Annotated in this window: 25 protein-coding genes and 1 pseudogene; 10 read left to right on the top strand and 16 right to left on the bottom strand. The window is 66.4% G+C overall.

Going from position 1 to position 24,085, the window contains the following annotated elements; genetic code table 11:
• The first annotated feature begins 198 nt into the window (after positions 1 to 198).
• The 3 genes from OKW37_RS30180 to OKW37_RS30170 all read left to right on the top strand — a co-directional run bounded on the left by OKW37_RS30180 (position 199) and on the right by OKW37_RS30170 (position 2,699).
• Positions 199 to 414 (top strand): DUF3311 domain-containing protein, encoded by a 216-nt coding sequence (locus tag OKW37_RS30180; RefSeq protein ID WP_184047032.1) that lies wholly within the window; start codon positions 199 to 201, stop codon positions 412 to 414.
• The gene (locus tag OKW37_RS30175; protein ID WP_429403099.1) at positions 411 to 1,886 is read left to right on the top strand and encodes a sodium:solute symporter family protein; all 1,476 of its coding nucleotides are present in this window, start codon (positions 411 to 413) and stop codon (positions 1,884 to 1,886) included. Before OKW37_RS30180 ends, OKW37_RS30175 begins: the two co-directional genes overlap by 4 nt.
• 162 nt (positions 1,887 to 2,048) lie before the next feature.
• The gene (locus tag OKW37_RS30170) at positions 2,049 to 2,699 is read left to right on the top strand and encodes a glutathione S-transferase family protein (protein ID WP_429403098.1); all 651 of its coding nucleotides are present in this window, start codon (positions 2,049 to 2,051) and stop codon (positions 2,697 to 2,699) included.
• A 12-nt stretch (positions 2,700 to 2,711) separates the two neighbouring features.
• On the opposite strand, the gene OKW37_RS30165 is transcribed toward OKW37_RS30170, so the two are convergent.
• Both OKW37_RS30165 and OKW37_RS30160 read right to left on the bottom strand, forming a co-directional pair.
• Positions 2,712 to 3,908 carry a diguanylate cyclase domain-containing protein gene (locus OKW37_RS30165; RefSeq protein WP_429403097.1) on the bottom strand — a complete coding sequence of 399 codons (1,197 nt, stop codon included), beginning with the start codon at positions 3,906 to 3,908 and terminating at the stop codon, positions 2,712 to 2,714.
• Positions 3,865 to 4,656 (bottom strand): hypothetical protein, encoded by a 792-nt coding sequence (locus OKW37_RS30160; RefSeq protein ID WP_429403096.1) that lies wholly within the window; start codon positions 4,654 to 4,656, stop codon positions 3,865 to 3,867. Before OKW37_RS30160 ends, OKW37_RS30165 begins: the two co-directional genes overlap by 44 nt.
• A gap of 588 nt (positions 4,657 to 5,244) precedes the next feature.
• Between OKW37_RS30160 and OKW37_RS30155 the strand changes: the two genes are divergently transcribed.
• The 4 genes from OKW37_RS30155 (at position 5,245) to OKW37_RS30140 (ending at position 7,620) form a co-directional block, all read left to right on the top strand.
• Positions 5,245 to 6,312, top strand: coding sequence for an FUSC family protein (locus OKW37_RS30155; protein ID WP_429403095.1), 1,068 nt, complete (start codon positions 5,245 to 5,247; stop codon positions 6,310 to 6,312).
• 254 nt (positions 6,313 to 6,566) lie between these two features.
• Positions 6,567 to 6,926, top strand: a complete 360-nt coding sequence (locus tag OKW37_RS30150; RefSeq protein WP_429403094.1) for a hypothetical protein — start codon at positions 6,567 to 6,569, stop codon at positions 6,924 to 6,926.
• 27 nt (positions 6,927 to 6,953) lie between these two features.
• Positions 6,954 to 7,313 (top strand): hypothetical protein, encoded by a 360-nt coding sequence (locus OKW37_RS30145; RefSeq protein ID WP_429403093.1) that lies wholly within the window; start codon positions 6,954 to 6,956, stop codon positions 7,311 to 7,313.
• 1 nt (position 7,314) lies between these two features.
• Complete coding sequence (locus tag OKW37_RS30140; protein WP_429353705.1) at positions 7,315 to 7,620, top strand: hypothetical protein; 306 nt, start codon at positions 7,315 to 7,317, stop codon at positions 7,618 to 7,620.
• Positions 7,621 to 7,698: 78 nt separating this feature from the next.
• Here the strand turns inward: OKW37_RS30140 and OKW37_RS30135 are convergent, their stop codons facing one another.
• The 4 genes from OKW37_RS30135 to OKW37_RS30120 all read right to left on the bottom strand — a co-directional run bounded on the left by OKW37_RS30135 (position 7,699) and on the right by OKW37_RS30120 (position 11,531).
• On the bottom strand, positions 7,699 to 8,079 hold the full coding sequence (locus OKW37_RS30135) for a cupredoxin domain-containing protein (RefSeq protein WP_429404322.1): 381 nt from the start codon (positions 8,077 to 8,079) through the stop codon (positions 7,699 to 7,701).
• Between the two features lie 36 nt (positions 8,080 to 8,115).
• Complete coding sequence (locus OKW37_RS30130; protein WP_429403092.1) at positions 8,116 to 9,060, bottom strand: metallophosphoesterase family protein; 945 nt, start codon at positions 9,058 to 9,060, stop codon at positions 8,116 to 8,118.
• Between the two features lie 172 nt (positions 9,061 to 9,232).
• Positions 9,233 to 10,192 (bottom strand): aldo/keto reductase, encoded by a 960-nt coding sequence (locus tag OKW37_RS30125; protein WP_429403091.1) that lies wholly within the window; start codon positions 10,190 to 10,192, stop codon positions 9,233 to 9,235.
• A 163-nt stretch (positions 10,193 to 10,355) separates the two neighbouring features.
• Positions 10,356 to 11,531, bottom strand: coding sequence for an epoxide hydrolase family protein (locus tag OKW37_RS30120; RefSeq protein ID WP_429403090.1), 1,176 nt, complete (start codon positions 11,529 to 11,531; stop codon positions 10,356 to 10,358).
• A 116-nt stretch (positions 11,532 to 11,647) separates the two neighbouring features.
• On the opposite strand from OKW37_RS30120, the gene surE reads away from it, so the two are divergent.
• Entirely contained in the window at positions 11,648 to 12,427 is a 780-nt protein-coding gene (gene surE, locus OKW37_RS30115) for a 5'/3'-nucleotidase SurE (RefSeq protein WP_429403089.1), read from the top strand.
• Positions 12,428 to 12,458: 31 nt separating this feature from the next.
• On the opposite strand, the gene OKW37_RS30110 is transcribed toward surE, so the two are convergent.
• Together OKW37_RS30110 and OKW37_RS30105 are read right to left on the bottom strand one after the other, a co-directional pair.
• Positions 12,459 to 13,253, bottom strand: a complete 795-nt coding sequence (locus OKW37_RS30110) for a DUF4148 domain-containing protein (RefSeq protein WP_429403088.1) — start codon at positions 13,251 to 13,253, stop codon at positions 12,459 to 12,461.
• A 247-nt stretch (positions 13,254 to 13,500) separates the two neighbouring features.
• A pseudogene (locus OKW37_RS30105) lies at positions 13,501 to 14,399 on the bottom strand (DMT family transporter).
• Here OKW37_RS30105 and OKW37_RS30100 point away from each other — a divergent pair.
• Positions 14,398 to 14,607: a hypothetical protein gene (locus tag OKW37_RS30100; RefSeq protein ID WP_429403087.1), complete on the top strand. Its 210-nt coding sequence runs from the start codon at positions 14,398 to 14,400 to the stop codon at positions 14,605 to 14,607. The pseudogene OKW37_RS30105 and the gene OKW37_RS30100 overlap by 2 nt on opposite strands.
• A gap of 110 nt (positions 14,608 to 14,717) precedes the next feature.
• On the opposite strand, the gene OKW37_RS30095 is transcribed toward OKW37_RS30100, so the two are convergent.
• Entirely contained in the window at positions 14,718 to 15,353 is a 636-nt protein-coding gene (locus OKW37_RS30095) for a carbonic anhydrase (protein WP_090809864.1), read from the bottom strand.
• 319 nt (positions 15,354 to 15,672) lie between these two features.
• Positions 15,673 to 15,948: a DUF1488 domain-containing protein gene (locus OKW37_RS30090; protein WP_008923225.1), complete on the bottom strand. Its 276-nt coding sequence runs from the start codon at positions 15,946 to 15,948 to the stop codon at positions 15,673 to 15,675.
• On the opposite strand from OKW37_RS30090, the gene OKW37_RS30085 reads away from it, so the two are divergent.
• On the top strand, positions 15,947 to 17,647 hold the full coding sequence (locus OKW37_RS30085; RefSeq protein WP_429403086.1) for an MDR family MFS transporter: 1,701 nt from the start codon (positions 15,947 to 15,949) through the stop codon (positions 17,645 to 17,647). The genes OKW37_RS30090 and OKW37_RS30085 overlap by 2 nt on opposite strands.
• A 37-nt stretch (positions 17,648 to 17,684) precedes the next feature.
• Here OKW37_RS30085 and OKW37_RS30080 read toward each other — a convergent pair whose 3' ends face one another.
• The 6 genes from OKW37_RS30080 to cbiE form a co-directional block, all read right to left on the bottom strand.
• The gene (locus OKW37_RS30080; protein ID WP_429510004.1) at positions 17,685 to 18,848 is read right to left on the bottom strand and encodes an alpha/beta hydrolase family protein; all 1,164 of its coding nucleotides are present in this window, start codon (positions 18,846 to 18,848) and stop codon (positions 17,685 to 17,687) included.
• 2 nt (positions 18,849 to 18,850) lie between these two features.
• Positions 18,851 to 19,870: an AraC family transcriptional regulator gene (locus tag OKW37_RS30075; protein ID WP_429403085.1), complete on the bottom strand. Its 1,020-nt coding sequence runs from the start codon at positions 19,868 to 19,870 to the stop codon at positions 18,851 to 18,853.
• A 171-nt stretch (positions 19,871 to 20,041) separates the two neighbouring features.
• Positions 20,042 to 20,770 carry a precorrin-4 C(11)-methyltransferase gene (cobM, locus tag OKW37_RS30070; protein ID WP_184035399.1) on the bottom strand — a complete coding sequence of 243 codons (729 nt, stop codon included), beginning with the start codon at positions 20,768 to 20,770 and terminating at the stop codon, positions 20,042 to 20,044.
• A 20-nt stretch (positions 20,771 to 20,790) separates the two neighbouring features.
• Positions 20,791 to 21,531, bottom strand: coding sequence for a cobalt-precorrin-6A reductase (locus OKW37_RS30065; protein ID WP_184060059.1), 741 nt, complete (start codon positions 21,529 to 21,531; stop codon positions 20,791 to 20,793).
• Positions 21,528 to 22,628, bottom strand: coding sequence for a cobalt-precorrin-5B (C(1))-methyltransferase (locus tag OKW37_RS30060; protein WP_429403084.1), 1,101 nt, complete (start codon positions 22,626 to 22,628; stop codon positions 21,528 to 21,530). Before OKW37_RS30060 ends, OKW37_RS30065 begins: the two co-directional genes overlap by 4 nt.
• A complete protein-coding gene (gene cbiE / locus OKW37_RS30055; RefSeq protein WP_429403083.1) occupies positions 22,628 to 23,851 on the bottom strand; it encodes a precorrin-6y C5,15-methyltransferase (decarboxylating) subunit CbiE in 1,224 nt (407 codons plus the stop codon). The genes OKW37_RS30060 and cbiE overlap by 1 nt, the downstream gene beginning before the upstream one ends.
• Positions 23,852 to 24,085: the final 234 nt, after the last annotated feature.

Here is a 24,085-nt window from a genome sequence, read left to right as displayed (position 1 = left end):
AAGCCGCGCGACGCCTTGCGCGCCACGGCGCGTCCCGCTTTGCACTGCAGCAATCCGGGCTGGAAAGATGCAATTGCAGCGGTCGAAACTCCGACATTTATTTTGACCTGCTTTACGGGACCGAAGTATCCGGCATACAGTCCTCAGCGAAGCCGGAATTTCAACGACACATACCTACTGGTTCGAGGAGTTGTCCACATGCTGCTTCGTGTACTTGCCGCGTTGCCGTTCGTCGGCATCCTGGTCGGCATTTCGTTTGTCAATCGCGTCGAGCCGCTCGTGCTCGGCATGCCGTTCGTGCTGGCCTGGATCGTCATGTGGGTGGTGTTGAGCGCGATCATCATGGCGATCATCTACAACCTCGATCCGTCCAACCGACACGTCGCCGCCGATGGCGAGGAGGTTCGCCCATGAGCGCACTCGTCATCATCGCCGCCGTTACGCTATTCGCGCTGTTCCTCGGCGTGCGCGCAAGGCGCGGCCACGACATGAGCCTCGAGCAGTGGACCGTGGGCGGCCGCAGCTTCGGCACCGCGTTCGTGTTCCTGCTGATGGCCGGCGAAATCTATACGACCTTCACGTTCCTCGGCGGCAGCGGCTTCGCGTACGGCAAGGGGGCGCCGGTCTACTACATCCTCGCGTACGGCACGCTCGCGTACATCCTGTCGTACTGGATGCTGCCGCCGATCTGGCGCTACGCGAAGACGCACCGCCTGGTCTCGCAGCCGCACTTCTTGAGGCGCAAATACGAGAGCCCGGCGCTCGGCACGCTGGTCGCGCTGGTCGGCGTGGCCGCGCTGATCCCGTACCTGGTGCTGCAACTGAAGGGCCTCGGCATCATCGTCGCGACCGCGTCGTACGGCGCGATCTCGTCGACGGCGGCGATCTGGATCGGCGCGATCGTCGTGACCTCTTACGTGATCGTGTCGGGCGTGCGCGGCTCCGCCTGGAACTCGGTGGCCAAGGATCTGCTGATTCTCGCGATCGTGCTGTTCCTCGGCATCTATCTGCCGCTGCATTACTACGGCGGCATCGGCGCGATGTTCCGCACGATCGACGCCGCCCGTCCCGGCTTCCTGACCTTCCCGGCGCGCGGTTCGAGCGTCGTGTGGTTCCAGTCGACGGTGCTGCTGACCGCGCTCGGCTTCTTCATGTGGCCGCACACGTTCGGTTCGATCTTCACGGCGAAGGACGAGCGAATCTTCCGCCGCAATGCCGCGATTCTGCCGCTCTATCAGCTGATCCTGCTGTTCGTGTTCTTCGTCGGCTTCGCGGCGACGCTGCGCGTGCCGGGCCTGAAGGGCGCCGACATCGACCTGTCGTTGTTCCGCCTGTCGCTGCAGACGTTCGATCCGTGGTTCGTCGGCGTGATCGGCGCGGCCGGTATCCTGACCGCGCTGGTGCCGGGCTCGATGATCCTGACCTCGGCGTCGACGCTGCTCGCCAACGACGTGTATCGCGGCATGGTGAACCGCAACGCGTCGGATGCGTCGGTCACGGTGATCGCGCGCTTCCTCGTACCGGTCGTGGCGCTGGTCGCGGTCGCCTTCACGCTGAACGGCGGCGAAACCATCGTCGCGCTGCTGCTGATGGGCTACAGCTTCGTCACGCAATTGTTCCCGGCCGTGCTCTGCAGCCTGTTCCCGCACAACCGCGCGACGAGGCAAGGCGCGTTCTGCGGCATCGTCGCGGGTGTCGCGGTGGTCACACTGACCACGACGCTGCACTGGAGCGTCGGTCAACTGATGCCGTTCCTGCCCGAGGCGCTGAAGGACGTCAACATCGGCTTCCTTGCGCTCGCGGTCAACGTGATCGTGTTCGTGATCGTCAGCGCGGTGACGCAGCCGAGCGCAGCCGAGCAGGAGAAGCACGCGTCGGCGCATTGAAAGACCTGGCCGCGGGCGTGATTCGAGGCTTGCTGTTTCGAGCGCCCGCATTTGCGTACGCTGGCGCCTGACGCATCTGAAGGGGCTGTTCGTTTCGGCGACAGCCCCTGATTCTTTCTGTGCACGGCTCGACCGCGCTCTCGACGATCCACGGAGCCCCGAATGTCCTACGTTCTCTACTACTCGCCCGGCGCGGCCAGCATGCCCGTGCACTGGATGCTGCTCGAAATGGGCGTGCCGTTCGAAGCGCGCCTCGTCGATATCGACGCGGGCCAGCAGCGCGATCCCGAGTATCTGCGTCTGAATCCGGCCGGGCGCGTGCCCACGCTGGTCGTCGATGGCGTGCCGCGGCATGAATCGGCCGCGCTGCTGATGCTGCTCGCCGAGCGCCACGCCGAGGCCGACCTCGCGCCCGCGCCCGGCTCGGCCGCACGCGCGGAATGGCTCGAATGGATGATCTACCTCGCGAATACGCTGCTGCCCGCGATGCGCGACTGGTTCTACGCCGGCAGCGACGGCGACCCCGCGGGCGCCGAGGCGGTGCGTGCGCTCGCGCAACGCCGCATCGAAGAAGCGTGTGCGCGGCTCGACAGGCATTTCGCCGACGGCCACGCATACCTCGCGGGCGGCAAGCTCAGCACCGCCGATCTGCTCGCGCTCGTGCTGATGCGCTGGACCCGCAACATGCCCCACCCGGCGACGGTGGGCTGGCCGCATCTCGCGAGCTATATCCGCAGGCTGCGCGCACGGCCGGCGTTCATCGAACTCAACGAGCGCGAAAAGCTGACGGAGTGGCGCAACGAAGGCCAGTGACGTTCAGGCGGTTCACAACGTCGCTTCCCTGCCCGTCTGCGCCGCGAACGCGAAGCCGTTCTTGCCGTCGCGCTTGACCTGATACATCGCGGCATCGGCGGCGGCGACCAGACGGCGGTGATCGTCGACGTCGTCGGGATAACTCGCAATGCCCACGCTCGCGCGCACGCCGCCGATTCCCATCTGTTGGTCGGTGTCGACCACGCAGGCCATCAGCCGGCGCGCGATCTCGGCGAGCTCGTCATCGCCCGCAAAGGTGCGCACCAGCACCGCGAACTCGTCGCCGCCGATGCGCGCGACCAGATCGCCTTTGCGCACCGACGCGCGAAACCGGGCGGATACCGCGGCGAGGAATTCGTCGCCGGTGCGATGCCCGAACGAATCGTTGACCTGCTTGAAGCCATCGAGGTCGATATACAGCACCGCGAGGCGCTGCTCGACGGCCACGGTCCGCGCGTGCCTGGCGGCAGAGTCGAGCGCGGCCAGCAGCTTGCGGCGGTTCGACAGGCCCGTCAGCGAATCGTGCAGCGACGCCAGCTCGAACTCGTGCGACTGCCCCGCGAGCTGGCGGGTGCGCTTCGCGTACATGCCGAGCGCCGTGATCAGCATGCAGAACAGCAGCGCGGCGAGCGCGATCAGCGTGCGCGCGACGTGCGCGACGCGCAGCCGCACGTCGGCGCTCGACGCGTCGCGTTGCGCGCGCCAGTAGGCCGACACGCTGCCGAGCGCCGCCGCGACGGCTTCGGGCGTCGCCTGTGTCGGTGACATCAGCGGAATGGGCGGCGCCGGCGACGGACTCGCGTTGACGAGCGCCGCGAGCGCCGCGAAACGCCGCGCGAGTTCGGCGCGCGCCGCGTCATAGGCCGGCACGAACGACGCGTCGTGACTCGCCCGGGTGTCGGCCATACGCTGCCACGCGGCCAACTGTTCGCGCGCGCTGTCGACGCGCCCGGCGGCTTCGAGCACGAGGCCCGCGTACTCCTGCTTCAACTGATCGGAAAACACCGTGCGGATCTGCATCGCCACATACAGCAGGCCGAACAGCAGACACAACAGCGCGGCCACGCCGACGCTCGCGGGCCCCGGCCGGAAGCGCCACACCGGCGCGCGTGCGCGTGCGGCGCCGCGCAGCCCTGCTCGCCCCGCTGGCCCGACGACCGCGTGCTCAGGGATGGGAGTAGGGATCTTGTTGCCGTCGGCCGTTGTCATGTTGACGATAGCTCACGCGTCGAAAGAACTGTCCGATCCGCGCAAACAGACCGCCCTTGTGCTGCGACGACGCGCGCCGCTCCTGCTGTGCGAGCCGTGCTTCTTTCGCGTCGTGACCGGCCGCGGGCTTCGCGGTGGAATTGGCGGCATTGGCGACGTGCCGCGTGTAGCCCGGCGGTGGCGTGGGAACAATGGGGGCTGTGGGTGGGGTGGCCGACATATCTGCCGACATATCTGCCGACATATCCGCCGAGGTATCGACCGGCGTATCGGCCAGCGTGGCGGTGAGATTCGGGTCAGGCGTACTCGGGCGGATCTGCCCGGACCACACGGCCGGGTTGGTGTCCTCGAAGCCGCCGTTCGCGCCGGCCGCTGCGAGCGCGACCTCTGGCGCGGCGGGCTGCCTGGCTGACGGCATGGCAAACGGCATGGCAAACGGCGCGGCGGCCTCCTCCGACGCGTGCGCGACGGCCACCGTCGGCACCCGGGCCGATGCCGATGAGCCGAGCGCCTGGCGCGCGCCCGCAATGGCATCCGCGTACGTCTGCTGATCCTGGTTGAACCAGACGCCGTAGGCGACGGTGCCCACCACACCGAAGGTCAGCGCGCCGGCCGCCGCGAGGCACAGGGCGAGGCGGCCGAAGCGCGGGGGCGGCACGCCCGATTCGTCAGGGCCGTCGGGTTCGAAGGAGGACCGGCCGTCCGTTGTGGAATGACGCAAGTCGATATCGTCGGGATCGGTAGCCATCGCAATACGCTCCGGGTATGCCACTTCTTGCAGACAAGCTGGCGCGCTGACGAGCCGGCGCGTAAACCGAGCTCGCAGGCTGCCGCTGCACGCAATGCTCAATGAATGTAATCCTGTCGCGAACGGCCGACAACATAGCAGCGTTGCGTTTCCGCCTCGCTCCGGCGGTGCTTCAAACGGCCCCCCAGATGCCGTGTGAGTTGGCAAAAAAGCGTGCAAAGCAGGTAAAAACTCCAACCCAGCACAGAGCCCGACAGCCAGCCGTGCGCCTGCCGTCGGCCGCTACGCCCGATGCGACGCGGATTCTGCGAAACGCGCCAACGCGGTCGCCGTTTCGCACGCAACAACCGGGCCTGGCGGCGAACGCGCACGCGACGCCGAAACCGCCGCTTGAAACCCGCGTTGGACTGCGCGCGCCGCGCGACTCGAGCCGCATTCCGCGAACCTGCTACCGTGCGAATTCCCGAAGCCGTCCGCGCCGGATGATAAGGTCACGTGCGCGCATGTCGCGAACGCCGCGCCGTGCCGGGCCCAACGGTGCCCAGCCCAAGGGCGCCCGGCCCAACGTCATCGGTCAACATAAAAATCATGTCGAACAGGTATCTGCACCAGCCACTCACGCCGTTGCGCCGCGCGCTCGCGCGCTTTTCTCTGTCGGAAACCGCCAAGTACACGAAGCTGACGCTCGGCCTGTGGATCGGTTTCGGCATCCCATACCTGCTCGGCTTTCCCGACGCGGCCGTGCCGCTAGCCGGTTCGACGATGCTGACGCTGGCGCTCGGTAGCTCGATTTCGGCGGCTCGAAGCTACTTCTACAAGCGGGTGTTTTCGAACGTGGTGGCGATGCCGATCGGCACGCTGCTGATCTGGCTGACCGCGCCGCACCTGTGGATGGGCGCGGCGCTGCTGCCGGTCGTGATCTTCAGCATCGTCGCGCTGCGGCCGTCGCTGTTCCAGATGACCAGCATCACGGTGCCGATCACGCTCGTGCTCTATACCGGCGAACATCTTCCGCTGCTCGAACAGCGCCTGATTGGCGTGGTACTCGGCATGTTGCTCGGCTTCGTCATCCAGCAGATCGCGTTTCCGCCCGATCACGGCTACTGGGCGAACACGCTCGTCAACGACGGCAACGAACAGGCCACCGATGTCGTCGCGCAACTGGCCGCGGGACAGCTCGACAAAGCGCAGATCAAGCCGGCGGCCTCCAGGCTGCGCACGCTGAGCACGAACCTGAAGCAGGCGCACCTGTTGCTGAAGACCGACCTCGAGCAGGCGTGGGTGTCGCCACATCTGAAGCGCAACGCGGCACGGCTGCCGGTGTTCGCGAGCTATCAGGAGACCTTCGATTCGCTGGTCAATTTTCTTGAAACGATGGACACGTTTCACGATCAGTTCGCCGCGCTCGACGCCGCGTGGCGCGAAATGTTTCTCGCGCGGCTCGCGCGGCTCGTCAACGCGCACCGGCAACTGGCCGGGGCGGCGGACCTGCGCGTCGAGCGTCCGTCGCTCGACGCGCCGCCGCTGCATATGGAGGACCTGCGTCAGCTGACCGAGGATCTGCCCGCGTCGAACGTGTTCACGAGCGTGTACCTCGGGCATCTGACCGGCTATGGGATTCTGCTATGCCGGTTGAGCGAGCTGCATACCGCGTGAGGGGCCTTCCGCACAGTCAGAACTACCAGGACCGCAACACGATGCACGATGGACAACTTCCAGTCGCGTACTACCTGTGTTGACAGTTTTCCACGATGTTCCAGGGTGCAGGAATTCGTCGAGCGGTGCCTTCCCGTACCGGCCAAGGCTTGCTATCGCATTCGCGGCGGCCTCAGGGACTCATTCTTTTTGCGGTACGCAATTCGACGCCATGATAGGTTCGCTGGCGGATCTGACATGTACATGGAAGACAGATGGCGATCGATTTCAAAGTCGGAAACCACCGGAGCTGCACGCTCCATACTCGGCAGGAATATCGCGGCAACGTCTTTAGCGACGAGGTGGGTACCGGGCGCCGTCTCATTATCTCGGCAAGTTCATGGGAGCTTACACACAACACGCGCCAGCTAGCGCAGCTCGCCGAGTTCATGCGCAATTCGCCGGGCCGCGCATATGCGAGCGGCGCTGCTCCGGAGCAGATCGCCCGCACGCTACAGACCGCCGTCGAGCGCGGCGATGTGATTGCGGTCGCGCCCTCGCTCCGCACCTCGCGCGGAGGGAGCGCACCCATCCAGCAGCAGATCCGGCCGTACTACCCAACCATCACGCCGTAACAGCTCGTGCGAGGCGCACTGCCCGTAGTGCGTGCCGCGCGCTCGTTCGAGCGCCCCAAATTGCCGCGGCTGCCAGCCGAAGATGGCCTGGCGATCTGGTATGCCCGCCCCGGCGACGTGCTGCTGGACGGAACCATCGCTACGCCAGTATCAACGCCACTCGGCAATGAGCGGCCGTTTGAGTACACTGAAGATCCGCAGTTCGGCGATGCGCAGGAACTGGCCGCGCGTGGCGTCAGTGAAGTGCATGAGGCAAATTGTTTTGCCGAGTACGAATTGGATTTGGAGCAATGCAACTTCGTACGAGCGATGACCCAAGACCCCCGTGCTTATGCCATGTGCAAACAGACGGCATTTCAAAATTACCAGAGCTGCAGAGGTTTCTGAGATGACAAAGCGCCAGCGCGCCACCGTGATTTTTTATAACGAGGATGCCTGTGAAATCCAGGTATGTACCGTGTCGCGCGAGGAAGTCGAGGGGGCAATAGATCGGCAGATAGCGCGCGGAATGGCAATGACTGTGCCTCTGGGTTCGGACGATTGCCGCGCGCCGATCACGGACGAAACCTTGCGTCAAATCGGAGGCATGGCTGTTCTCAACCAGGCGTCTGTCCATCCCGAATTGCGCGATCGTCTGCACATTTCGCTGCACCACCCCGTCGACTGGGGGCAGGCCAAGCCGCCTACGGAATAACAGTGCTCGCGATCCAGGGTTGAGTTCGGAGCAAAATCCGAACTGCCCTTGCTGAGCAAGGGCTTGGCGGCAATTGGATCATTGCACGGTAATGGTCGCCTTCATGTTCGGATGGATGCCGCAAAAGATCTTGTACACGCCCGGTTTATCGAATTTGAACCGATAGGTGTCGTCCTGATCGAGCGCGGCCGAGCGGAACAGGCCCGCGTCGTTGACCACGGAGTGCGGCTCGCCGTCGAGATTCTTCCATGTGACCGTCGTGCCCGCCTTGATGGTCAGTTCCATCGGCGAGAACATGAAGTTCTTGATGACGATCGCGTTAGGCGTCGACGCGACGGTCTGTTTCTGCACCTGCATCGGCATCGTCGTTTGCGCAAAACCGAGCCCCGCCGACACCGCCAGAATCGCGACACTGCCGAGCAGAATCGCGAGCGCGCGGCCCATCATCCTGGTTAGCATCATTGATCTCCTCGAGCGTAAAAGTAGCGCGTGTCGTCAGGCGAGCGTCGTGTCGTCGAGCATCGCCTTCAGCGGATGACGCGCGATGCTGACGCTCGTCACGCCGAGCATCTTCGGCAGCTGGTCGCTCGCGACCTTCAGCGGCCCAGGGCCATCGCCCTGGCCGGCGGTCGGCTGCGGATAGGCGGTCGAGCGCGCGGTATGGAACGTAACGTTGCCCTCGACCTTCGTCACGATCTGATGAATGTGGCCGTTCAACACCGTCACGGAACCGAAGCGCTTCAGATAGCTCATCGCCTGTCCCGCGTCGCCGGTGCCCCAGCCCCACGGCTCGTAGATGGTCCACATCGGCATGTGCGCGAACACCACGACCGGGGTGCTCGACGAGCGGCCTTTCAGATCGTTTTCGAGCCATTCGAGCTGCTCGTCGCCGAGACCGCCGAGGCCGTTCGGCTTGAAATGCATCACGTTGACGAGCCCGACGAAATGCACGCCCTGGTGATCGAAGCTGTAATAGCCGCGGTTATCCGAAGCCTTGCCGAAGCGGCTGAAGTACTCCGTGCCGGGGCCGTCGGTGACGTCATGCTCGCCGGGGACCGTGTGCAGCTCGGTGATCTTCAGTCCCGACATCAGCTGCGCGGCCAGATCGAATTCCGCGGGCTTCGACAGATGCGTGATGTCGCCGGTGTGAATCGCGAGCGGCGGACGCGCCGGCATCGCGTTGACGTAATCGATCGTCTGTTTCAGCGTGCCCGCGACGTCGGGATTCGCCTCCTTGTTGAAGCCGATATGCGTGTCGCTGATCTGCAGGAAAAGCGGCGTGCCAGCCGCTGGCGTCGCGGTGTTCGCGTCGGCCGCGAGCGCGAGTTCGACCGGCGTCAGCACGCCGCCCGACAGCATGAACACGGTGCCGAGGCCACCGAACGCAAGACACTTCAGCGCGCCGCGACGCGCCGGATCGAATGAATGATGTGACGACATGATGACCTCACGATAAGGATTCGCCGAACCGAACCCGGTTCGTGAGGCATGACTGGCGTGGGGCGGGTTTTATTCCCGTATCGTGCGGCATTTGTGGGAGGCGGCACCTGTATGCGAATAGCAAGCGGCAAGTAATCGCCGTGATGGATTGCGCACTGGATTGCGCATCGAGTCAGCCGCCGACCGCCGCGATGATCCGAGCGCGCATCGCGTCGTCGGGTAGCGGTCCCGATCCGGCGCGCACGTTGTCCGCCATGTATTGCGGCCGCCCGGTGCCCGGAATCACGACCGTCACCGCCGGCTGCGCGAGCACGAATTTCAACAGAATCTGCGCCCAGCTCGTGCAGCCGATTTCGCCGGCCCATGCGGGCAACGGCGTTTTCATCACGCGCGCGAGCAAACCGCCGCCGCCGAACGGTTGATTGATCACGACGCCGATGCCGAGATCGGCCGCGAGCGGCAGGATGCGCTGCTCGGCCGCGCGATCGTCGGCGGCATAGTTGATCTGCACGAAGTCGGGCTTCTCGCTGCGCATCACCGCCGCGACTTCGTCGAACGCGCTCGATGTGTAATGCGTGATGCCGAGATAGCGAATCCGGCCGCGCGCTTTCCAGTCGCGCAAGGTCGCGAGCTGCGTGCGCCAGTCGAGCAGATTGTGGATCTGCATCAGATCGACATGCGGCTGCTGAAAACGCCGCAGCGATTCCTCCATCTGCGCGATGCCGGCCTCGCGTCCCTCGGTCCAGACCTTGGTGGCGACGAACGCCTTGCGATGCGCGTCGAGCTGCGTGAGCAGCGCGCCCGCGACCGCTTCCGACGAACCGTACATCGGCGAGGAATCGATCACCGAGCCGCCCGCTTCGAACAGGATGCGCAGCACCTCGGCGAGTTGGGCTCGGGCGGCGGCATCGTCGCCGACGTCGAAGGTGCGCCACGTGCCGCAGCCGATCACCGGCAGCGCTTCGCCGGTGGACGGGATCGCGCGGTGGCTCATGCGGGGTAAGGCGGCACCGGATTGCGCGTGCGCCTCGGTTTGCGCGGACGTGACGCGCGACAGCACAAGCGCTGCCGGCAGCCCGAGCGCCGTGCGCAGAAAGCGGCGGCGGTGATCGTGGTTCGACGAATGTGCCATAGCGTGTATGGTGCCCTCGTGCATGAAAGTTCGACCACCGTCCACGCTGGCCTGGCTGTCGTCGATGAATGCGGGCAGCCTGCGATCGCCGCGAGACGCTCGACGCCAGCGGCGCGGTCGTGCCAGGTGAAACAGAAGCAGCGTGACGCGTCGCGCTGCGCGCCTAGCGCGCTTTCCGCCGCAACGGCCTGAAGAACTTTCGAATCTCGGCCGCGAGCAACGCGGGCTTTTCCATCGCCGCGAAGTGCCCGCCGGCTGGCATTTCGCTCCACTGCGCGACGTTGAAGGTTCGTTCGAGCCAGCTTCGCGGCGGATGATTGATCTCCTTCGGAAACAGCGCGAAGCCGACTGGTGTGTCGATGCGCTCGCCGTCGGAGAAACGCATCGGCTGCAGGCGGTTTTCCCAATACATCTGCATCGCCGGGCCGATGCACTGCGTGAACCAGTACAGCGAGATATTGGTCAGCAGATCGTCTTTCGAGAACACGCTTTCCACCTCGCCGCCGCAATCGCTCCACGAGCGAAACTTCTCGCCGATCCATGCGGCGAGTCCCACCGGCGAATCGTTCAGCGATGCGGCGAGCGTCAGCGGTTTGGTGCCGTGCTGATGCGCGTAACCGCCTTCGAGTGCGGCCCAGTCGTTCTTCTCGCGCAGATAGTCCTGCTCGGCCGGCGTCAGCTCCAGTTGCGCCGCGCCGATCGCGGGCTCATAGGAACTCGGCAGGAAGTTCAGATGGATGCCGTCGACCACCCGCGGATGATGCGCGGCCAACGCGATCGACACGCCCGCGCCAAGATCGCCGCCCTGCGCGCCGAAGCGCTCGTAGCCGAGCCCGCGCATCAGTAACACCCACAGGTCCGCGACCTGGAACGCGGACATGCCGGCCTGCGCGGGCGCAGGCGAAAACGCGAAGCCCGGCAGCGACGGCGCGACGACGTCGAAGGCGTCGGCGGGATCGGCGCCGAACGCGACCGGATCGCACAACTGATCGAGCAGCGCGTGAAACTCGAAGAAGGAACCGGGCCAGCCGTGCGTGATCACCAGCGGATAAGCCTGAAAGCCGGGCGCGACACTCGCGGCGCGCCGATGCGCGAAGTGCACGGTCTGGCCGTTCACGTCGGCGAGAAATTGCGGCAGCTGGTTCAACCTGCGTTCGGCCGCGCGCCAGTCGAATTGCCCGGCCCAATAGGTCGCGAGTTCGCGCAGCCAGGCCGGGTCGGCGCCCTGCTGCCAGGCGGGCGCGGGCGTCGTGGGCGCCCAGCGGGTGGCGTCGATGCGGCGGCGCAAATCGTCGATATCCTGATCGGCGATCGCAATCTCAAACGGGTCGATCTGCATGGGGGTCGTCCTGGGTCGTTGGCGGCTCACCGTCATCGTACGCGCGTCGGACGGAAGCCCGATAATGGGCGTCCCTTCCCTACGATTCATTCACCGAGCCACAGGAGATTGACGCGATGTCCGCTTACGAATCCAAGCTGCCGCGAGTGCTGCTGACGAACGACGACGGTATCGACGCGCCCGGCCTCGCCGTGCTCGTAGCCGTGGCCGCCGAGCTCGCGCACGAAGTCTGGGTGGTCGCGCCCGAGCACGACCAGAGCGGTACGTCGCATTCCATCGGCCTGCATTCGCCGCTGCGCGTGAGCCGCCAGGGCGAACGCCGTTTCGGCGTGACCGGCACGCCCGGCGATTGCGTCGTGATGGGCGTGCGTCATCTGATGCGCGAGGCGCCGCCGTCGCTGGTGCTGTCCGGCGTCAATCGCGGCGGCAACCTCGGCATCGAAACGATGTTCTCGGGCACGGTCGGCGCGGCGATGACGGGTCTGCTGCTCGGGCTGCCGTCGTTCGCGCTGAGCCAGGCGTTCAGCGATCGCGAGCGCGTGCGCTGGGACACCGCGCGCACGCTCGCACCCGGCGTGATCCGTCAATTGCTCGCGATCGAGCATGCGGCGCCGACCTGCCTGAACATCAACTTCCCCGACGTCGATGCCGCCGACGCAGGTCCGCTGACGCCGACGCGCCAGGGCGTCGGGCTCGTCAGGGACATCGAGGTGCTGCCGGAAGTCGACCCGCGCGGCATTGCGTATCACTGGCTGCGCTTCGATCGTGGCCCGCGCGAGAACGATGCCGACAGCGAAACGGCAACCGTCGCGGCGGGGTGCGTATCGGTCACGCCGCTTGCGTTCGATCGCACCGACGAAGCCACCTTCGCGCGGCTCGCCGCGTCGTTGATCTAACGGTTGTCGGGGACGCGGCGCAAGGTCCGCTTCAGTGCGCCCCAGGTCCCGATGGCTCGGGTCTGCCGAACGCGGGCATCGTGCCGTTCTCACGCGCGCGCACGAGTTCGGCCTCTACTTCGGCGCGGGTTTTGGGGCCGTTGCTGGCGACCGCCTGAGTTGCGGACGGGCTGGTCAGCCCCGCGCGCGGCATCGACCAAGGCGACTCGACGCCTTGCGTTGCATATTGGGGCAACGGCCGCGCCTCTGGCACGACGCTGGCCGCTTTCTTCCCAGACCGCTCAGCAGTAGAACTTTTCCGGTGGCTGCCGCCCCGCGCATGACTACCCGATGTCGTCGCAACACTTTGCGCTGAGTGCGGTTTCGTCGTGGTACCCGACGCAACGCGGCTATGGTGTGCGTGCCCGGTCTTTGCCGTGGGTGGCGCCTGGGTCCAGTTCGAAGTCACCGCAGGCTGCGGCGGCAAACTCGTCTGCTGCGGCTGCGGCTGCGGGTGCGGCTGCTGCTGCGCCTTGTTCGACTCCCGCGCGAACTGTAGCGCCGCGATGGCCAGAGCATCGCCCGCCTGCGCTCCAATCGACGCGGCCGGCTGAGCCCGCAAGGCGGCCACGTCGTCGCGCAGCGCATGGCGGCGCGTTGCCGGCGCGACCGTCGCCGCGCCGGGCCGGCCTTCGCTCTGCCCCGCCGCCGCCCCCGTCGCGCTGACACCCCGTTCGCCGTCGGCGACGAGACTCACGTCCCGACCGGACGACCAGTCGTTGTCCAGCTGCGACACATAGGCCCCGATCGTCACCGCGCCGAAGACGAGGCCCATCAACACGATCATTCTCGGTTCGCTATACAAGGCACGCTCCCCATTCCAACCGATCGACCGACCCATTAGTCAAAGTGTGGGCGATACGAATGACAGTGTTTTCCTTTTTAGACCCAACAACAGACGAATCGGCGGATCTGGTCGGGGATGTGTCCGAAACCGACGGGTATTCTTCCGTTCAAACGCGCGCCTTGATCGGAGTCCCAAGCGATTCTTCCGGCGCCCCCTTCGACCCTGTTTTCAGCGACGCAAGCGCAGCTCAGACGAGCGGCCCTTCCTCGGGCTTGCCGCGCATCGCGACGGCGATCGAACTGCCGACGATCAACGCGATACCGAGCATCGATATTGCGCCGATCGTCTCGCCCCACACCAGGTAGCCGAACAGCGCGGCCCACACGATGCTCGTGTAGTTGTACGGCGCGAGCGCACCGGCATCGGCATCGCGGAATGCCATCGTCATCAGCAACTGGCCCGCCGTCGCAAGCGCGCCGAGCAGCGCCATGATCGCGAGCGCATCGAACGACGGTGTGCGCCATGCGAAGACCAGCGACGCGCCCATGACGGCCGTGCCGACCAGCGTGAAGTACAGCACGGTCGTGCCCGAATCGTCGCTGGCTTTGATGCGCTTGATCTGGATGATCGACAGCGCGCCGCACAACGCACTCGCGATCAGCAGCGCAGGCCCGAGCCAGCTCGCATGCGAGCCGTCAGGGCGCACCACTAGCAGCATGCCGGCGAAACCGACCGCCGCGGCCAGCGCGTCGCGCGGCTTGAGCGTTTCGTGCAACAACAGCGGCGCCAGCACGATCACGAGCAAGGTCTCCGAATAGACGATCGCGACCGCCTCGCTGAGCGGCATATACGGCAGCCCGCAAAGAACAGCCCCGATGCGCCGAGCAGCGTCAGCGCGCGCAGGGTCTGCCCGCGCACGTCCAGTTGCCGCAAGCGCGTGGCGAGCGGCTTGCCGCGCAGGCACATCGCGAGGGCCGGGAACAGACCGAACAGCATGCGGAAGAACGTGACCTCGTTGGCCGGATAGGCGAGCGCAAGCGATTTCGCGAGGGCGTCGACGAGCGCGAAGCAGAACATCGACACCAGGATCAGCGCGACGCTGCGCAACGGTATGGCGCTCGGGCGGACGGCGGCGACGTGCGGCATGGACAATTCGGTGGGCGTGGGTGATGGAAAACAGGATTATGCCCGCGCTCCCTCGCGCCCACTTTGGCAAATCAGGGCGTCGATCAAGGTCGAGTACTTGCACGGCACGAGCGCGGCGAGCATGCATCTGCTGTGGTCGAACCCGGCTGCGAAGAGCCCTGGTGTGTTGAAGATCGTGCCGTCGGATTCGCTGGTGTCGTCGAGCTGATAGGGATGGTTGTGGCGGGCGGCGCGGTGGGGTTGAAACCGCGCCGCCGCGCCGGCTTTTAGCAAGCCGAGTGTTAATCCCGCAAACTAAAAACCCGTTTTAATGCCACTTCAACTCGCACAAATTTCCCGATTATCCGCAAGCGGCAAGAAGTTACCGGTCTTGCCATCGAGCGCAAGCATTTCACCGCTTTCGATATTGAAGATCCAGCCGTGCAGCCGCAGCGTCTTGTTCACGAGTCCGACCGCCACCGACGGATGCGTGCGGATGTTGCTGAGCTGCGCGATCACGTTGTCCTTGACCAGCGCCTCGAGACGCTCCGCATCCGAGCAGTAGTGGCGCGACGCGTTGATCGCCTTCGCCGCATCCGCGTGACGCAGCCAACTCGCGACCGCCGGCATGTGCTCCAGATTCGTGCAGCTCGAGATCGCCGTCATCGCGCCGCAGTTCGAATGGCCGCAGATCACGATGTCGGTCACGCCGAGCACGGCAATCGCATATTCGACGGTCGCCGACACGCCGCCCGGCTCCGGACCGTACGACGGCACGATGTTGCCCGCGTTGCGGATCACGAACAGCGACCCCGGTTCGGTCTGCGTCAGCAGTTCCGGCACCACGCGGCTGTCCGAACAGGTCACGAAGAGCGTGCTGGGATTCTGCGCGGTCGACAAACGCTTGAAGAGTGCGCTTTGCTGTGGAAAGACCTCGCGTTGAAAGCGGATCAGACCTTCGATGATTTCCTGCACGATATTCTCCAGAGAATCGAAGAGACGGATTTAAAGTTGCCGCGACTATACCGCAGCCTTTCAATCGTCGCGCGAATCACCGTGCTAATCGTCGGACGCTCCTGCGGTGAACTGCCAGCGAAATAATGGAATGCTTGCACGCGCCATAAAAAAAGACCCGGCTGCCGGCAGCCGGGTCCAACTCTCTCGCTCACACGCGTTAAGCGGTGTGTGCGTCGATACTGTAGCCGCGCCGACGTCGCGGATATAGTCGCCGCGATGGAAGAGTCCTTTCCACCGCGGCACGAATCGCTTGACCCGATACAAGCAAGCGGGTCGCTCAATCGAAGTCGCGCGTCTCGAGCTCCACGGACCGTCCCCCGTTGCGTTCGAGCACCCGCCGCGTAGCATTTTCAATGCGGGCGCGGTTCGCCTCGAACGCTCCCACCAGATCGTGAGCAGACGGGGCGCCGTTGCCGAGGCTGCCATTGCCGAAATGGTCATTGAGCGCGTCCAGCGACACGCTGCACCATACGTCCTTCCCGTCCACATTGGCCTCGTAGGCGACGCGCGCAGCAGCCACCACTTCCCGGCGTCCGGTGAATTCGATCCTCATGATTGTCCTCCGTGTGTCAAAGGGAAATCCGAATACGCAACGGTCGTGCCCAATCCGGCCGGCTCGCCGGCTGCCCGGGCGCGAGCGCGCATTCTCCGCAAGGTGCATACTCCTGACCGGCCGCCACGCGCGGCCGCGCCGATGCGTCGCAGCAAGGCCTCCTCCGGGCCGTCGACGCATTCAACATATCGATACTACGCCCTTCATGTCCCGCAATACTCAATCTTCACGCCCGCTCGTGATCGCCGCCGTGATGGCCTCGATGGCGATGGTCGCGATCGAAGCGACCATCGTGTCGACCGCGATGCCGCAGATCGTCTCGCAACTCGGCGACCTGCATTTATACAGTTGGGTGTTCTCGTCGTTCCTACTGACGCAGACCGCGATGACCGTGGTGTTCGGCAAGCTCGCCGACCTCTATGGGCGCAAGCCCGTGATCCTCGCGGGCATCGCGATCTTTCTCGTCGGCTCGGTGCTCGCCGGCTTCGCGTGGTCGATGCCGGCGATGATCGTGTTCCGCCTGATCCAGGGGATCGGCGCGGGCGCAATCCAGCCGGTCACGCTGACCGTCGTCGCCGATCTGTACCCGGCGCGCGAACGCGGCAAGGTGCAGGGTTATCTCGCGAGCGTGTGGGCGATTTCGGCGGTCGTGGGTCCGATGGTCGGCGGCTTCATCATTCACAACCTGTCGTGGGCGTGGATCTTCTGGATGAACGTGCCGATCGGGCTTGCGTCGGCGGCGGGCTTCATCGCGTTCCTGCGCGAATCGGAACGGCACGCGCGGCCGTCCATCGACTTCGCCGGCGCCGCGCTGTTCATGGCCGCGATCGCAGCGCTGATGATGGCGCTGACCTACGCCGGCGACGACGCGTTGGCGCCAGCCTCGTTCGCAGCCGGCGTCTTCGTGCTGTGCGTGCTGCTGTTCGTGCGGCAGGAGCGTCGCGCGGCCGAACCGATGATCTCGTTCGCGCTATGGAGCCGCCGCCCGATCGCCGCATGCAACAGCGCGACGGTGCTGGCCGGCATGATCCTGATGGGCGCGACCACGTTCCTGCCGATGTACGTGCAGGGCGTGCTGCATCGTTCGCCCGTGGTGGCCGGCCTCGCGCTGACGATGATGATGGTCGGCTGGCCCACCGGCGCGACGTTCGCGGCGAAGTCGTTTCACCGGCTCGGTTTGCGGCGCATCCTGATCTGCGGCAGCGCGTTCGTGCCGCTCGGCGCGGTGCTGCTGCTGTTGCTGTCGCCGGGCGCGTCGCCGCTCGTCGCCGGGTTCGCGTCGCTGATCATGGGCTTTGGCATGGGGACGTCGAGCGTCAGTTCGCTCGTGCTGATCCAGGAGATCGTCAGGATGGACGAACGCGGCAGCGCGACCGCGTCGAACCTGTTTTCGCGCAATCTCGGCAGCACGCTCGGCGCGACGCTGTTCGGCGCGGTGCTGAACTTCGGGCTCAGTCATTCGCAGGGCGTCGCGACCGTCACGTCGGATCAGCTGAAGGCGCTGCTGCAGAACCGCGCCGCCGATCTCGGCGACAGCGATCTGGTCCGGCTCGTGCTGCACCAGTCGCTGCATCTGACCTTCGTGTCGATGTTCGTGATCGCGCTATTCGTGGTCGCGCTGCTCGCGCTGGTCCCAACGATCCGATTCGGCGACGACAAGCCGGCACCACTCAAGGCATTGTCGCCGCTCGAGGACTGAGTCGCGCGGCGTCGCGAACCACGTGCGTTCGCGAGCGCTACGGGCCGCCCGCCGGCAGCGTCGCCGCGAAGAAATCACGCACCTGTGCCGCGGTTCGCGCATGAATCGCGGCGCGATCGACACCCGGCCCGTCCTTGCAGATCGGCGCCAGACGCTCCATCGCCTCGGGCTCGCACACATCCATGAACGTATAGTGCGAGGCGCCCGGCACCATCGTCACCGTCGCTTGCGGCATGAAGCCCGCGATGCGGTGAATGTTGGTGTTGACTGGCGCGGTCGTGTCCGCCTCGCCCGCCAGCAGCGCGACCGGAATCGTCACTTCCTTGAACGACGAACTGTTGAATGCCTCGCCGAGCGCGGGCGCGATCGCGAACGCGGCTTTGACGCGCGGATCGCGATACGAGTCGCCCGAGCGCGCGCGCGATGCGTTCGTTTCCGCCGATAGCCCCTCGACCGTTAGCGCCGGCGTGCCCGGCGCGTGCGCGAGATTGGCGGCTTCGGGCGGCGAGCAGATCGCATCGGCTTCGGGCGACGTGCAGAAGCGCTCCAGCGCCGCGCGATCGGTCCGTGCGCCCGCGACTTCGAGCACCGTATAGCCGCCGAGCGAAAAGCCCAGCGCGCCGATCCGCGTCGTGTCGACGCGCGGACCGAAACGCGGGTCCGCGAGCACCCCGTCGAGCACTTCGCTCAAATCGGTCGCGCGCTCCCACCAGAGGATGAAGCCGTCGCGCGTGCGCGGCTCCAGCGCGTTGTTACCCGGATGATTGACGCCCGCGACGATATAACCCTGCGCGGCCAGCGAGGCCGCGAGCCAGTCGAGACTGTCCGCGCTGCCGCCGGTGCCGTGCGATAGCAGCAGCAACGGGTATTTGGGCTGCGCGGCGGACAGCGGGGCATCGTCGGCGGCCGCGTGGCCGACGAACATCGGATGGCCCGGCGCGCCGATATCGTGAGGCGTCTCGGGTTGCGCCGCATCGGCCGGGTACCAGATGCGCGTGATCAGCGCCTGCGTTTGCGCGCCGCGCCAGTTGCGGGCCACGGCGGGGTGAAATACGCGGCTCGTTTCGCCGACATGCCAGCCGGCGGAGGCGGTTTGCGCGATGGCGTTCGCCGGCAACGAAGCCCACATCGCGCCAGACAGCGCCGCGGTCAACGACACCACCACCGCGCTCGACAGCGCGGCACAACCTCGACGCATCATGGTTAGTTCTCGCAAATGGGGATCAGCAGATCGGTGACGCAGGGATGTTGCGCGCCGCGATCGGGCGTGCTTCGATACAGTTCCAGCCCCGGCCGCTGATCGCGCCGGTAGCCGCTGCGCGGCAGCCAGCCGCTGTACAGCGCCCTGAAAGTGGGCGAGATCAGCGCATAAGGGCCGACGAGGCGGTGCACCGCATACAGCCCGCCTTCGAGCCGCAGCGGCTCGATGCCCGGCGGCGGCCCGGCAACACGCGGGCGTTGCGCGGCTTCGTCGAGCCGCTCCATCGCACTGCTCAACGCCGCCTGCGAGCCCGCGACAATTGCCGCGTGATAGCAAAACCCGCCAGCCATCGACGGATCGCGCGCGCAAATGCCGACCCGCTGTTGCAACAGCGGGTTCTTGTCGCAGCGCAGCGTCGTCATCAGCGTGTGGAAGGTCTGGCCGATCGTCGCGATCGGGCCGTCATGGCGAAGGCATAGCACGTCGAGCGGCGCGAGCTCGGTGACTTCGACGGACGGCAGCGCGGGCGGGCTTTGGCTTTCGGTGCTTTCGTCACGGTTACCGTCGACGCCATCGTGAATGCGGGCGCCATCGCCGTCGCCTCGCTGCGCGATGCGCGCTTGCGCCGTTCGCAGGGTCCGCGCCGAAGCTGTCGAAACCGCCGGATTCGCCACCAGATGCCGCTGCCGGGTTCTGAATTCGCTCGGCGACACACCGCTGAAATCACGAAACGCGCGCGCGAATGCTTGGGGACTGTCGTAGCCGGCGTCGTGCGCGACCGCGGTGACCTGCGCGGCGTCGGTCAACCGCTGGGCCGCCTCGGCGAGCCGCAGACGCTTGACGGTGTCGCCAACGCTCTCGCCCATCAACGCGCGATAAATCCGGTGGAAGTGATACGGCGACATATGCGCGACGGCCGCGAGGCTGTCGAGCGTGTGTCGCGCGCCGGGCTCGACCAGAATGGCCTCGACCACGCGAGCGATCCGTCGACGGTAATCACGTTCGGTGCTGGGCTTCATCATGGCGCCACGATAGCGGTCTGCGCGCCGCGAGGCGGTGCAGAACTTGCGGATTTTCGCGTTTTCGCGCTTCGCGTTTTGCCAGCAGACGGGCGGCCAGGCTCGCGCGCTGCGTCACATTATGATCGACAACCCAAGCGGCTTCCTGACGCCAGAACGGCTTTCACGGCGCCGTCAACTGCCCTTCGCATACAGCGTCGAATCGGCGAACCCTTCGGCGGCCAGCACCTGGCCGACCAGAATCAGCGCGGTGCGCTCGATCGCGCTGCCCTGCACCTTCGCGACGATATCGTCGAGCGTGCCAGTGATCTTTTCCTCGTCGGGCCAACTCGCGCGATAGATCACCGCGATCGGACACGCGCCGCCGTAATGCGGCCGCAACTCATCCACGATGCGCGCGAGATGCCGCACGCCGAGGTGAATCGCCAGCGTCGCGCGATGCCGCGCGAGATCGCCCAACTGCTCGCCTTCGGGCATCGACGTTTTGCTCGCGTAGCGCGTGAGGATCAGCGTCTGCGACACGCCGGGCAGCGTCAACTCGCAGCCGAGCGCCGCCGCGCATGCGGCCGTCGCGGTCACGCCGGGCACGATTTCGTAAGGAATGGCCAGCTCGCGCAAACGGCGGATCTGCTCGCCGATCGCACCGTACAGCGACGGATCGCCCGAATGCACGCGCGCGACATGCTGGCCCTTCGCATGCGCCGCCGCGAGCAGCGCGACGATCTGGTCGAGATCGAGCTCCGCGGTGTTGATCACCTGTTGCGCGCTATGACCTTCGAGCACCGCGGCCGGCACCAGCGACCCCGCATACAGGATCACCGGACAACTGCGCACGAGACGCTGCCCTTTGACCGTGATCAGTTCCGGGTCGCCCGGACCCGCGCCGATAAAAAACACTGTCATTCAGTACTCCAATTATTTGCTCACTTACCCGAATCCGCATTCGCCTGCTCGGGCAACGCATCGAGAAGATCGGCAACGCCGGCGAACTCGCGATCGACCTCGGGCAACACCGGCCGTCGCAGCATGATCACCGGCAAGCCACGTTCGCGCGCGACCTCGAGCTTCGCCTCGGTCGCGCCGCCGCCGCTGTTCTTGCTGACGACAACGTCGAACGCCTGCAGCGCGAACAGCGCGCGTTCGCCGTCGAGCGTGAACGGTCCGCGCGCCGCGAGGATGCGCGAGCGCGCCGTGTCCGGATGCGAATCGAGCACGCGCACGGTCCAGAATTGATGCGGCGCAATCTCGTCGAGATGCGCGAGCGGTTCGCGCCCGAGCGTGAAAAGCGGCCGCCTGAACGGCGCGAGCGTGTCGATCAGTTCGTTCCAGTCATCGACCATGCGCCAGTCGTCGCCGGCTTGCGGCTGCCACGCTGGACGCCGCAGCGCCCAGCACGGCACCTTCGCCACGCGGCACGCGTCGACGGCATTCGCGCTGATCCGCGCCGCGTACGGATGCGTCGCGTCGATCACGAGGCCGATCGCTTCGCTCGCGAGGTAACGCGCCAGACCCGCGCTGCCGCCGAAACCGCCGACGCGCACCGCGCACTTCAAGTCGTCGGGGACCTTGCCGAGTCCCGCGAGGCTGTACACATGCGCGGGACCGAGTTGGCGCGCGATCTTCAGCGCGTCGCCGGTGCCGCCGAGCAGTAGGATGCGCGTCATCGCGCGACTCCGACGATGTTGCCCTGCCGGTCGATCGCGAAGATTTCGACGCTGACCTGCGGCGGCACGATATCGCGAGCAACGGCCAACGCGTGCCGACAGACGATATCGCCGAGCGGCACCTGCCGCGCGTGAGCAAGCGCGAGCGCCTGCTGGCTCGTGTTGGCCGCGCGCATGGCCGCTTGCAGCGCGGCGTCGGCGCCATGCGCGGCAGCCCAGCCGGCGAGTTGTTCGAGATCGATGCTGGAGTTGCGGCTATGCAGATCGAGATGGCCGGCCGCGAGCTTGCTGAGCTTGCCGAAGCCGCCGCAAATGCTCAGTCGCTCGACCGGCGCGCGCTTCACATGCTTGAGCACCGCGCCGACAAAATCGCCCATTTCGATCAGCGCGATATCGGGCAGGCCGTAGTGCGCGCGCATCGCGTCCTCGCTCGCGTTGCCGGTGCAGGCGGCCACATGCGTATAGCCGTTCGCGCGCGCGACGTCGATGCCCTGATGGATCGACGCGATATATGCCGAGCACGAAAACGGCCGCACGATGCCGGTGGTGCCGAGGATCGACAGTCCACCGACGATCCCGAGTCGCGGGTTCATCGTTTTCAGCGCGAGCGCTTCGCCGCCTTCGACGCCGATCGTCACTTCGAAGCCGCCGCGATACGCGTGGCGCGCGGCGAGTTCGACGAGGTGCTGCGTGATCATCTGGCGCGGGACCGGATTGATCGCCGGTTCGCCGACCGGCAATGTAAGCCCCGCGCGTGTGACCGTGCCGACGCCCGGCCCCGCGCGAAAGATCACACCGGGCCCGGGCACGAGGCGCACGCGCGCGAACACGAGCGCGCCATGGGTCACGTCGGGATCGTCGCCGGCGTCCTTGATCGTGCCGGCTTCGGCGATCCGCTCGCCGTCCAGCGCGGTAAGCCGGCAGAACGTGAGCCGCATCGGCACATGCTGGCCCTTCGGCAACACGATCTCCGCGACCTCGCTAACCTCGCCCGCCAGCAGTAGACGAGCGGCCGCGAGCGACGTCGCGGTCGCGCAACTGCCGGTCGTATAGCCGCTGCGCAGCGGCGCCGGCTGCTCGGGAGTCTCGTCGCGCATCACGAATCGGCCGATGGTTTGGCGGGTTTGGTCACGTCGAGCAGGGTGATCGGCAACGCCTGGCGCCACGTATCGAAGCCGCCGAGCGGTTGCGCGTGAGCGAGTCCGATGCGCGTCAGCGTACCGCCATGCCGCTCGCGCCATGCGGCGAGCACCGCCTCGCCTTGCAGCGTCACCGCGTTCGCGACGAGCCGGCCGCCGTCGCGCAGTTGTGTCCAACAGGTGTCGAGCACGTCGGGCTCCGTCACCCCACCGCCGATGAACACCGCGTGCGGCGCCGGCAATCCCCGCAACGCGTCAGGCGCGCGGCCGGCCACGAGTTGCAGCCCGGGCACGCCCAAAGCATCGCGATTCTGTTCGATGAAGCGCTGCCGCGCTTCGTTCGCTTCGATCGCGATCGCGCGACACGTGGGATGCGCGCGCATCCATTCGATTCCGATCGAACCGCTGCCCGCGCCGACGTCCCACAGCAACTCGCCGGGCGCGGGCGCGAGGCGCGCGAGCGTGATGACACGCACGTCGCGCTTGGTCAACTGGCCGTCGTGGATAAAGGCGTCGTCGGGCAAACCGCAGGTCAGCGGCAGACGCGGCGCATGCGCCGACGCGCGGCACGCGAGCGCGATCAGATTCAGCGCGGCCATCTCGCCGGCCGGCCATTGACCCGCGCGGCCATCGACACGCCGTTCGCGTGCACCGCCCAGATGTTCGAGCACGGTCATGGCAGTCGCGCCGAAACCGCGCGCATCGAGCGAGGCCGCCAGTGCCGCGGGCGTGTGCCCGTCCGCGCTCAGCACGAACAGGCGCGCGCCGTCACGCAGATGCGCATTCAGCGCGGCAAGCGGTCGGCCGACCAGCGAGACGGTCGCGACATCCTGCAACGGCCAGCCGAGCCGCGCGGCCGCGAGCGACAACGACGACGGCGCCGGCAGCACGCGCAACTCGCCGGCCGGCAACTGCCGCGCGAGCGTCGCGCCGACGCCGAACAGCATCGGGTCGCCGCTCGCGAGCACGCACACCGCGTGCGGACGCTCGGCGAGCAACGGCGCGAGATCGAACGGACGCGGCCACGCGGCACGGCGCGCGGCGAGCCGCGCGGGCAGCATCGCCAGATGGCGCTCGCCGCCGTACACGACCGACGCGCCCAGCAACGCACGCCGCGCGGGCCGCCCCAAACCGGCGAAGCCGTCGTCGCCAATGCCCACTACGGTCAGCCATGCCGGCATGCATCCATCCTCATCGGTTGCGTCGATTCTTTAGCGATTGCACCGGCTCACGCATGCGGCTTTGCGCACGCTCGGAGCGCCGGTTGCGAAAGTCCGCATGATACCGCCGCCATGCGGCCCGCGGCTTCGCGGCGGAGCGCCATGCACCCGGGATCACCGGCATCGCGCGATGGCCGGCAAACAGGCGCTGCGGCCACAGCGTAAAGATATAATGGCCGCTTTCATTGCCCACGG

The organism is Paraburkholderia sp. MM5482-R2, from assembly GCF_050436125.1.
GTDB classification, from domain to species: Bacteria; Pseudomonadota; Gammaproteobacteria; order Burkholderiales; family Burkholderiaceae; genus Paraburkholderia; species Paraburkholderia tuberum.
The sequence above is the reverse complement of the archived record's forward strand: the minus strand, read 5'-3'. Positions and strand labels throughout refer to the sequence as shown.